The sequence below is a fragment of the Methylobacterium pseudosasicola genome (genome assembly GCF_900114535.1).
Classification (GTDB): Bacteria; Pseudomonadota; Alphaproteobacteria; order Rhizobiales; family Beijerinckiaceae; genus Methylobacterium; species Methylobacterium pseudosasicola.
Genome location: NZ_FOTK01000045.1, coordinates 29,253 through 39,263 on the forward strand (window position 1 = coordinate 29,253; position 10,011 = coordinate 39,263).

Annotated in this window: 7 protein-coding genes and 1 pseudogene; 5 read left to right on the forward strand and 3 right to left on the reverse strand. The window is 65.3% G+C overall.

What is annotated here, in order from left to right:
* Positions 1–126 precede the first annotated feature (126 nt).
* Positions 127–996: a LysR substrate-binding domain-containing protein gene (locus tag BM228_RS28155; protein WP_092045862.1), complete on the reverse strand. Its 870-nt coding sequence runs from the start codon at positions 994–996 to the stop codon at positions 127–129.
* 96 nt (positions 997–1,092) lie between these two features.
* On the opposite strand from BM228_RS28155, the gene BM228_RS28160 reads away from it, so the two are divergent.
* From BM228_RS28160 to BM228_RS28175, 4 genes are all read left to right on the forward strand, one after another.
* Entirely contained in the window at positions 1,093–1,740 is a 648-nt protein-coding gene (locus BM228_RS28160; RefSeq protein ID WP_092045864.1) for an RraA family protein, read from the forward strand.
* A 163-nt stretch (positions 1,741–1,903) separates the two neighbouring features.
* Complete coding sequence (locus tag BM228_RS28165; RefSeq protein WP_092045881.1) at positions 1,904–2,893, forward strand: phosphoglycerate dehydrogenase; 990 nt, start codon at positions 1,904–1,906, stop codon at positions 2,891–2,893.
* 1 nt (position 2,894) lies between these two features.
* Complete coding sequence (locus BM228_RS28170; protein ID WP_092045866.1) at positions 2,895–4,262, forward strand: MFS transporter; 1,368 nt, start codon at positions 2,895–2,897, stop codon at positions 4,260–4,262.
* A 154-nt stretch (positions 4,263–4,416) separates the two neighbouring features.
* Positions 4,417–5,793 carry an MFS transporter gene (locus tag BM228_RS28175; RefSeq protein WP_092045868.1) on the forward strand — a complete coding sequence of 459 codons (1,377 nt, stop codon included), beginning with the start codon at positions 4,417–4,419 and terminating at the stop codon, positions 5,791–5,793.
* A 496-nt stretch (positions 5,794–6,289) separates the two neighbouring features.
* Here the strand turns inward: BM228_RS28175 and BM228_RS36175 are convergent, their stop codons facing one another.
* A complete protein-coding gene (locus BM228_RS36175) occupies positions 6,290–6,496 on the reverse strand; it encodes a DNA polymerase ligase N-terminal domain-containing protein (protein WP_092045869.1) in 207 nt (68 codons plus the stop codon).
* Between the two features lie 51 nt (positions 6,497–6,547).
* Positions 6,548–6,763 (reverse strand): annotated as a pseudogene (locus BM228_RS28185) (transposase); the annotation flags it as partial.
* A gap of 156 nt (positions 6,764–6,919) precedes the next feature.
* Between BM228_RS28185 and BM228_RS28190 the strand changes: the two are divergent.
* Positions 6,920–9,379, forward strand: coding sequence for a response regulator (locus BM228_RS28190; protein WP_092045871.1), 2,460 nt, complete (start codon positions 6,920–6,922; stop codon positions 9,377–9,379).
* Positions 9,380–10,011: the final 632 nt, after the last annotated feature.

Genomic DNA, 10,011 nt, shown 5'->3' on the forward strand with positions numbered 1-10,011 from the left:
GCACCGGGGCGCAGGTGGAACCTTCAAGGCTTAAAAGGCTGCAGACCGACCTGCCGCATGGTCCGAGAGGGTTCGACTGCCAAGTCTTGGAGCTCGACGAGTGAAAAAATCCCCTCCGCGCGGCATCTACGAGACTGAATCATTCTCGATGGCGGCATGAAATGCATCGATGAGGGAGATACGCGCACCCCGCCGATAGAGGATGCCGACCTGCCTGCTATAAGCGCGGTCGCCGACGGCCACTTTTCGGATGCGGCGCTCCCGGCTCGACTCGAAGCCGTAATCCGGCAGAAGAGAGACGCCGAGGCCCTGCGAGACCAGCACGAGGATAACTTCGGCGGCCTCGATTTCGAAGAGTTCCTTCGCGATGATCTTCTTGTCCTGAAGAAACCTCTCCGCGATCCGTCCCGTCGGCGAATTCCTGTACATGCTGATGATCGACGAAGAAGATAGGCACTCCTCGATTCTGCCAAAGGAGAATTCGGCCGGGTATACCAACGTCAAGGGCTCCTCCCGGATCAGATGCCAGCCGAACTCCTTGGCGATCTCGAAGGCTGGCCTGACCGTGATGGCGCAGTCGATCGCGCCGTTCTCCAACATGGAGAGAAGCTGGGACGAGGTGCCAGGCACGATCTTGAGGGCAATTTCCGGGTGATGCTCAGCCATATATCTTAGGGTCGGCGGCACGACCGACATCAGAGCGGTCGAGACCGATCCAATCCGCAGGGTGCCGCTGAGCCGTCCGAGTTGGGCCACCTGCGTCAGATCCGCGACCCGCCTCAGGATTTCCCGTCCCGCACCGACGACGGCGCGCCCCTCGTCCGTCAGGGTCACAGCGCGCCCGAGACGGGTGACAAGCCGGACACCCAACCCCCGTTCGAGAGCCTGAATCTGTTCGGCAACGGCGGCACTCGACAGCCCGATGGCGCGGGCCGCCCCGGCCAGCGAGCCGGTGTCGGCCACGGCGCAGAGAGTGCTGAGGAAGCGCGTATTCAAGACCTGGAATTTCCTGCTCTAGAAGCAGGGAAAACACGGGTTCTCCTTTGCGCTCAAGCCCGTACTGTCCTCGATCAAAGAAAATGGAGAAATGCCGTGGCGAATGTCAGCCTTAATCCGTCCGCCCCGGCGGTCGATCCGGCCTTGATCGCCGCCTTCCGCGACGCCACGACGCCATCGATCAGTGACAACCTCGACCGTTTGCCCGGCCTCGTCGGGCTGCGCCCGTTCCATCGCAGCGGCAAGCTCGTCGGTACGGCCTTCACCGTGCAAGTTCGCTCCGGGGACAACCTCGCCATTCATCAGGCCCTCAACGAGGTCCGCCCCGGCGACGTGCTGATCGTCGCGGGCGGCGGCGATACTAGCCGGGCGCTCGTGGGCGACATAATGAAGGCCATCGCCGAAAGCCGGGGCTGCGCCGGCTTCGTCATCGACGGCGCGATCCGCGACTCGGGCGTCTTCGCCTCCTCCGATTTCCCGTGTTACGCGCGGGCAGCGATCCATCGGGGGCCCTACAAGCAGGGGCCCGGGGCGACCAACATACCGGTCTCCATCGGCGGCTGGACCGTCAATCCCGGCGATGTGGTGGTGGGCGATGAGGACGGGGTCGTGACCTTCCCGGCCTCGATCGCGCCCTCCTTGCTCGAAGCGGTGCGCACGCAGGAGCAGCGCGAGGCGGAAGTCATTCAGATGATCCACGCGGGCCGCTACGACGGCCGCTACGGCAAGGTCACCACCGGCTGAGTGAGACGGTCTCAAGCCACTCGCGGTTTCATCAAGTCGGCCCCCGGCGCGCGCGGCGGGGGCATCCGACCGGCGAGGCCCCCGAAGAGGGGCGCCGGCGATGGTGCCGATCTGCCCAGTCGAGCGAAGAGGAGACGCCCCCATGAACCCAATCGCGAATCGGATGCGGGTGCTCGTCACGCCGCGGGGCTTCAACCCAGGAGCGCGGGCCTATCTCGAAGAGCAGGGCTTCGCGGTGCGCCAGCCAGAACTCAACAATACAGACCCCGCGCCCGACACGCTGCCGGACCTCCTGGACGATGTTGACGGCTGGATCCTCGGAAGCACATTCGTCGGCCACGACCTGATGGCGCGTTTTCCCCGGCTGAAGGTCCTGGCGCGCCGCGGCGTCGGCTTCGAGCAGATTGATCATCTCGCCGCTGCGAGACTCGGCAAGGTCGTCACCATTGCCGCCGGCGGCAACAGCCCCTCGGTGGCCGACCACACGATCGGTCTGATGCTCGCGGTGGCCAAGCGGCTGGCGACTTTCCCACCGTCCCTCCGAACAGGCGACTGGACCTACCGCATTGGCGAGGAACTGACAGGCAGTACGGTCGGCATCGTTGGGCTCGGACGCATTGGCCGCTGCGTCGCCCGCCGCCTCGGCGGCTTCGACGTCAGGATCCTCGCCACCGACATCGTGCCGGATGACGGTTTTGCCGCCGCCCATAGGGTCACGCGGGTGGATCTGGACATGCTGCTGAGCGAGTCGGATTTCGTCACCCTGCACGCGCCTCTCGACGCCTCGACGGCGCAGTTGATCGACAGGACCGCCCTGGCCCGGATGAAGCCGGGCGCGATCTTCATCAACACCGCCCGGGGCGGGCTGGTGAACGAACGAGACCTCTACGAGGCGATCGTATCCGGCCATATCGCTGGAGCAGGTCTCGACGTTTTCGAGGCCGAGAAGGACCCCGCGGCCAGCAAAGCCGCCAACGCGCTGATCGCACTCGAAAGGGTCGTCGCCACGCCGCACACGGCTGCCGCCACCTATGGCGGCCTCGCCCGCACCAACCTGATCGCGGCCAGGACCGTTGTCGACATACTCACCGGCCGATCCCCGCCTGCCGACTGCATCGTCGCCGACGGCCGTTCTGTGCTGGAGGTGTGCTGAGATGCGTGCCGACCTCGCCCTCGATACCCGCGCCGCGGCTGCGGACCGGCCGGCCAAAAGCGGTTTCCGCTGGGTCGTACTGACCCTATGCTTCCTCATCTATCTCATTGCGGGGGCCGACCGCGCCAATATCGGCGTCGTCGTGCCCTACATGAAGAAGGAGTTCGAGCTCTCGAACACTGATATCGGTGCGCTCGCGAGCCTCTTCTACATTGGCTATGCCATCATCCAGGTGCCGTTCAGCCTGATCTATCAGCGTTTCGGCGTGCGCTGGCCGTTCAGCCTGGCGATGATCGCGACCTCGATTGCAACCTTCTGCATGGGCTTCGCCGGGAGCGCGCTGCAACTCAAAATCGGCCGCGCCGCCCTGGGCGTCGCCGAGGGACCGATCAACATCGGCATCCTTACTATCATCAACCGCTGGTTCCCACCGCAGGAGAAGGGCACGGCCACCGGCGTATTCATGGCCTCGATCAAGGCCGCACCGGCGTTGGTACCGCCGCTCTGCGCCTTCATCATCTACCATTTTGGATGGCGCGAAGTGTTCTTCGTCTTCGCGGTGCCGGGCTTCGCGCTGGCTGCGGCGTGGCTGCTGCTGGTGCGCGATACCCCGCAGGGCAGCCGGTTCGTCTCCGAGGCCGAACTCACACAGATCGAAACGGGGCCGGGCGCGGCGGCGGGCAAGCCGATGCCGGCGCATAAGGAGATGCCGCTCCTCGATCGGCTGATCCGAGCTCGCATCTGTACGCCGCTCTCCACTACCCGGGACGTGCTGTGCTCCTGGGACGTCTGGGCCTGCGCGATCGGCTATTTCTTCATGGTCGGCATCGCCTACGCCATCATGACCTGGGTGCCGACCTACCTTGTCACCGTGAAGAAGTATCCGCTCTTCGCGATGGGCTTTGTCGCCTCGACGCCGTGGATCGGCGCCATCATCGGCAACGTGCTCGGTGGCCTGATCTCCGACAAGCTCCTCGGCGGCCGGCGCAAGCCGATGATGCTTCTAACCTCGGCGGCCACTATCGTCACGATGTACGGTCTGATCTATTCGCCGGCCGACCCGTGGCTTCTCGCGCTACTGTTCACCGCAACGGGCCTACTGCTCAACCTCGGCTATTCGACCTTCCTCGTCTACCCGATGGGGTTGACCACCAAGGAGAAGACCCCGCTGGCGGCCGCGATCGTCAACACCGGCGGCTCGCTCGGTGGCGCCTTCGCGCCCTTCGTCGTCGGTGTGGTGCTCGATTGGGCGAGCTGGGACGCGGTGTTCCTGTTCCTCGCCTCGACCTCGCTGCTGACCCTCCTCACCGTGGTCAGCATGCGCGAGCCGATCATCCGCGCCGCCGTGGCGGAGTCCGCACGACGCTGAGGCGGAACAGACCGGACGACAGAGAGTGTCCGGGCATGGGCGCCCCGCGTGAGGAAGACCATCATCTGCGGCGACCAAATGATCCCGTCTGAAGGATCCTGAGCACGATCAACGGGCTCCAACGCTGCGCGGCGCGCTATCGGAGGAAACGGACATGGCCAAAGGTGCAGCCACGGCGGGGGTGATTCCCACGACGGAGCGGATGACCCGGTATCGCTGGGTCGTCATGGGTCTCATCTTCATCGTCTACACCTTGGCAGCGGCCGACCGGGCCAACATCGGCATCGTGCTCCCCTTCGTGAAGAAGGAATTCGCGATGACCAACACGGAGGCCGGCGCCGTCGTCAGCCTGTTCTTTGTGGGATACTCGGTCATGCAGATCCCCGCAGGGCTCTTGGTGAAGCGTCTCGGCACGCGGATCGTCTTCCCGATCTTCATGATCCTGACCTCGCTCTTCACGGGAGTCCTGGGCACGACGGGCTCGGCGCTGGCCATGAAGCTCAATCGGCTCGCCCTCGGTTTTGCCGAGGCACCGCTGCCGGTCACCATGCTCTCGACCATGAACCGGTGGTTCCCAGCCCAGGAGAAAGGCACTGCGGTCGGCCTCTTCCTCGCGGCCGCCAAGTTCGGTCCCGTCATCGTACCGCCGCTCGGTGCGCTGATCATCGCCACGCTCGGATGGGAGTACGTCTTCTTCATCTGCGCGCTACCAGGGTTGGTCTTTGCCGTGCTCTGGTACGTCCTTGTGGTGGACGAGCCGGCCCGCAGCCGCTTCGTATCCCCGGCCGAGGCGGCTCATATTGGCAGCGGATTCGCGGCCACACCTACCGGCCCCACGCCGTCGACGGCGCCGAGTTCGGCTGGCACGACGCGCTTCGTCCGCCTTGATCGCGTCATCCGGGGACGGCCGGTCCGCCCCATCGCCACGGCAAAGGAGACGTTCGCCTCCGGCAATATCTGGGGGCTCGCCATCGGCTATCTGATGATGACCGGCATCATCAACGTCATCTTCGCTTGGCTGCCGACCTATCTGACCACCGTCAAACACTTCTCGCTGATGAACGTCGGGTTTGTCGCCTCGGCCCCGTTCGTCGGCGGCGTGCTCGGCAACATCATGGGCGGCCTGTTCTCCGACCGGATCGTCGGCAAGCGGCGCAAGCCGACCATCCTGATCAGCACGGTCTCGACCGTGTTCATGATGGTCGCACTCATCCATGCGCCGAACGAACCGGTGACCCTCGCGATCCTTCTGTTCCTCACCGGCTTCCTGCTGAACGTGGGCTACTCCTCTTTCACGGTCTATCCGGCTGGGCTAACGACGAAGGACGCCTATCCGTTGGCCGTCTCGGTGGTGAATACCGGCGGACAGGCCGGAGGCGCGCTGTTTCCCTTCCTGACCGGGCTGCTCCTCGACACCTACAGCTGGGATGCCGTTTTCCTGTTCCTCGGCGCCTCGGCGCTCCTGGCGATGGCGGTGATGCTGCTGGTAGTCGAACCGGTCGAACGCGACGGACCACGGAAAACCCTTTGATGCGGGTCCGTCTGACCGACTGTGTTAGGTCGGTAGGAGCACGTCTGCTTTTACGGCGGCTACTCCCAGAAGCAGACCAGCGGCTTTCGGCCAGACCACGCCATGCTTGATCGCAAGTGGGCGCCTAACCGGCCACTCGGCTTTGTGCCCATCGAGGATGTTTGGCGGTTTGAGGTTAGGTCCCGGAAGCGGACCTTCGTACGCTGCCGAAAGCCATTCGAACTGAGAAGGCGGCAGGCCTTCTTCCCCTGCAGCGTGTGCAAACGTGGCACTTGGGTTATCCTAGGAAATTCAATCTGTCATTCCCGGGGGTGATCTGTTCAATGGCGCGGCCCGAGATCACGGAAAGCGGCTGCTCTAATAGAAAGTCGGACGCCCAGTGTGGACGAGCGCCAACAGTCAGGCCTTTGATTAGCAGCCACGACGCTCGTCCTGCGTTCGGCTTGGTCTTCATCCGCACCAGCCGCCACTCAGCTGTCAGCTTCTTGCTATGTATTTAGAATCTGAATGAGTCTGCGGCGAGAACGGCCACCGCGTCGCCGCCCCGCTCGCAAACGCTACGGTCCCACTCCAGCTCAGCGCCCGCCCCGTAAGTGCGCGTCGGGATGACGCCTTCGAACCCGGTGTAGTCAAGGCGATGATCGTCCACCGGCACGGCCAGCCGCCGCTCGCTACGAAGCTTAGGCCGCGCACAAACGCTCAGCTCTTCAACACGCCGTCGAGCTCCGACGCTTCCGCGCCCGCCGCGCGATCACCGGATGACGATCTGCACCGTACGCCACCACGGCCCGAAGTTTTGCGGGATCGCGCGCCACTCGGCGCCGTTCCAATGTCGGCGCAGAATAGCCGAGCGCGTACGCCGCAGCTTCTGCAGTAGCGTCTTCGCCGTCGGTCGACACGTCTCGATCAACGGCTCCCGAGCAGCCCATGGCTCGTCGCTCAGGAACGTCCCGCCTCCGATTGGAGGCATGAAGCCCACGCGGTGCCTGGTGGGGCAAGAAACAGCAGATCTTAATCAGCGATGATAAAGTGCCTACCGGCGCACATTAAGAATAAATTAACCATATACACCGTGGTATTGAAGGAAAGTTAACAGACAATTTGATCTTGCCTGCAAAGAGCACTGATGATGCAATTCGAAAGGTGGCTATCGCTCAGGAGCTTCCTCGCGGCGCTTTTGGCGCTGGCGGTCTGCTGCGGCAGCGCCGGCGTGATCGTGACCAATCCATCCAGAGACCCGGCAGCCCTGCGCGCCCTCGATGAGGAGATGCAGCGTGTGGCAGGGGCCGTCTCGGAGCGGTTGAGCGACAGTCTCGCGGCGATCGGGCGTGATTCCAGCCTCGCAGCCGAGAACGCGGTGTTCGATCGCGAACCCCGCTTACCGGCGGTGCAACAGTTCCTCGGACGTTGGCGCAGCCTGCATCCGGAATACGCCGATATCCTTTTCGCCGATCGATCGGGGCGGGTGTTGGCCGCGGCGAGCGGATCCCTCCTCAGCGCTGACGTGTCGGGGACGACTTGGTTTGCGCGGGCCTTGTCCGGCGTCGTGATCGGCGATGCCAGCGAGCGCGCCCGACCCGGCGCCGAGATCCCCCGGAACGTCATCGTTGCGACGCCCGTCCGAGGCGGCGGCACGGCAGCATCCGGCGTGCTGGCGATTCAGGTGACGCCGACATGGGTGGAGGAAGCCGTGGCGGGCGCGCGCCGCATCCTCGGGGGGGCGGCGCGCACGGCCTCGGTGCAGATCATGAACGCCGGTGGGCGCTCGATCTACCAATCCGGCGTGCCGGTGGCGCGAGGCGAAGTCCGCGAGGCGAATGCCGCGGTCGGGGACGAGGCCGCTCTCGGATGGTTCGTGATCGCGAAGGGGAGCCGGCAGCCTGAGGTCGACGCCACGACGCTGGGATCCGCATTGCCCCTGATCCTCGGATTGGCGGCCCTCGCCGCTTTGTCGGGGTGGCTGCTTGGGGGACGCCTCACGCGCTCGCTCACCAGCATCCGCAATGCGGCCACCACCGATCAGGTCACCTTGCTGCCGGCCGCGACCGCGATCGCCGAGATCGCGGATCTCGCCGATGCCGTCGGCGCGTGCATTGGTCGAAGCGTGGGTCGGGAACGAATCCAGCAGGAGGCTCGGTCGGCCTTGGCCCGCAGCCGCGATCGCGTCCGCGCGGTGAAACTGCTCGGCGGCTTCACCTGCTGGGAGGTCGATCTCCGAAACGGCCATGTGACCTGGGCGGGCGGATCGGCCGATATGGCGGACAGCACGTCCGAGCGGGCGGATCAACTGGATCGCGTGCTGTCGCGGGTGGAAGAGGAAGATCAGGGATTGTTGCAGCAAGCCATGCGCGCAGCCTGCGAGACGCCCGGCTCGATCCGTGAGATTGCCGTGCGTACCGTGGCAGGACGCGAGGATGTCACCGGCCAACGGCTTCTGCTCCGCTTGATCGCGGTCGCATCGAACGGGCAGCCGGTCCGTCTGCATGTTCTGAGCCGGGAGGTCGGGCTCATCGCGCTTCCGGCTCCGAAGCCGGCGAATTCCGTCGCGATCGCGCAGCCGGACGGATCGCCCACAGCGCCGGTCGAGGCGCACACCCACGCAGTCATCGCGGGCCTCGCGCACGAAATCGGCGCGACCCTGATCACCGTCGTGGCGGCGGCCACGGCCCTCGACCCCGAAGCGCGGGACGCCCGGCATCGGAACGGTATCGAGACCGTCATCCGTCAAGCGACGCGGGGCACCGCACTGACGCGCAAGCTGGCCGCGGTCGTGAGCCGCGACGGCGGCCCGATGCCGGAAATCGGCGCAGCCCAGGCCATCACGGAGACTCTGCAACTCATCGGCACCGCAATCCTACCCCAGCTCAGCATCACCCAGCCCCTTGTGGAACGCCTGCCACCCCTCGGCTGCACCGGTCGCCAGCTCGAAGTCGCGCTGCTCAACCTCGCGAGCGACGCTTCGGAATCGCTGCCTCCGGACGCGACGGCCTCGCTCGCGATCGAGACCGATCCCGGTCCGCCCGGTATCGGGTTGCGGATCGTCCTGACCACCGCGACGGCGTTTCGCGCCGGTCGGGGAATGGCTGCAATCCACGAACTCCTGACCGATATCGGCGGCGACGTGACAGTCGAGAACCTGGACGACCGAAGCACGGTCACCCTGTCCTTCCCCGCCGCCAGGGATGTGTCCGCCGGGGCGGCTCCAGCATGCGACGCGGCCGACGCGCGGGCGATCCTCCTCGTCGAACCCGATGCGGTCATGCGGGCTGCGACCGCTGAAAGCCTTGCGGCGCTCGGATACGTCGTTGAATCGGTGGCCTCATCCGAGGAAGCGTGCACCGCCCTCGGCAGCCGCCGCGATTTCACGGTCCTGCTCTGCGCGCATACGATACCGGCGGTGAATGGCGCGCATCTCGCCGAAATAGTCTCGCGCACACATCCCACGGTTGAAATCGTACTCATGGCTGCGGAGGCCGTGCCTGCACGTTCCTCAACGACCTTCAGGTGGCTACGCAAGCCGTTCGGATCCCAGGATCTCGCGCGCATGCTCGATCGAACCGCGGACCGGCAGCGTCAGGCAGCCTGAGATCCACGTTCCCATCCGCGCCGCCGCCGGACGTCCCGCCCGGCGGCGAAAGCCGTTCTGATCCCACGCTTCGCCGCTTTCCCGCGCCAAGGGCCCGCCGGCGTCGCTGACGTCGCTATGAAGCACCACATGCGTCGTCAGCGACGCCGCGCAGCTTCTCACAGGTACGTCCGGCGTCTGAGAGACAGCGAGCCTGAACGGCGTCGGGACGTCGAGGATCGCCACTCATTGCGATGCCTCAGGTTGGTCCGTCGCATTTCTAGAGCGGCCTAGCCCCAGCCCTTTTAAGGTGTTTGCGGCGGCAATCGGCATCGGACCGTCCCGCTTGGCCGGCGATCCCTGGTCTTTGCAGAGGCCGTCCTGAAAACAACCCCGTCATCCCGGGGCCGCGAAGCGGAGCCCGGGATCCAGAACCAGTGTCGGATCAACGACTTGCGCCGTCGGCGGATCTGGATCCCGGGCTCGCCTGCGGCGCCCCGGGATGACAGGGTGGGGGCTGAAGCGTCTGCGGAAACTTGGGATCCGTGAAGGAAGGATAGGTCTCGGCGACCCATCGCCTGCCGCCGCGCTGCCTTCTCGGCTGTCACCTTGGCGAGAGATGGGCGCATGCCATCGGACCTTGGCTGTGCGGT

What these genes read in the sequence shown, in the direction of transcription:
- BM228_RS28165 (WP_092045881.1), top strand. Translation starts at nt 1,904, where the DNA reads ATGCGGGTGCTCGTCACGCCGCGGGGCTTCAACCCAGGAGCGCGGGCC.
- BM228_RS28170 (WP_092045866.1), top strand. Translation starts at nt 2,895, where the DNA reads ATGCGTGCCGACCTCGCCCTCGATACCCGCGCCGCGGCTGCGGACCGG.
- BM228_RS28175 (WP_092045868.1), top strand. Translation starts at nt 4,417, where the DNA reads ATGGCCAAAGGTGCAGCCACGGCGGGGGTGATTCCCACGACGGAGCGG.
- BM228_RS28190 (WP_092045871.1), top strand. Translation starts at nt 6,920, where the DNA reads ATGATGCAATTCGAAAGGTGGCTATCGCTCAGGAGCTTCCTCGCGGCG.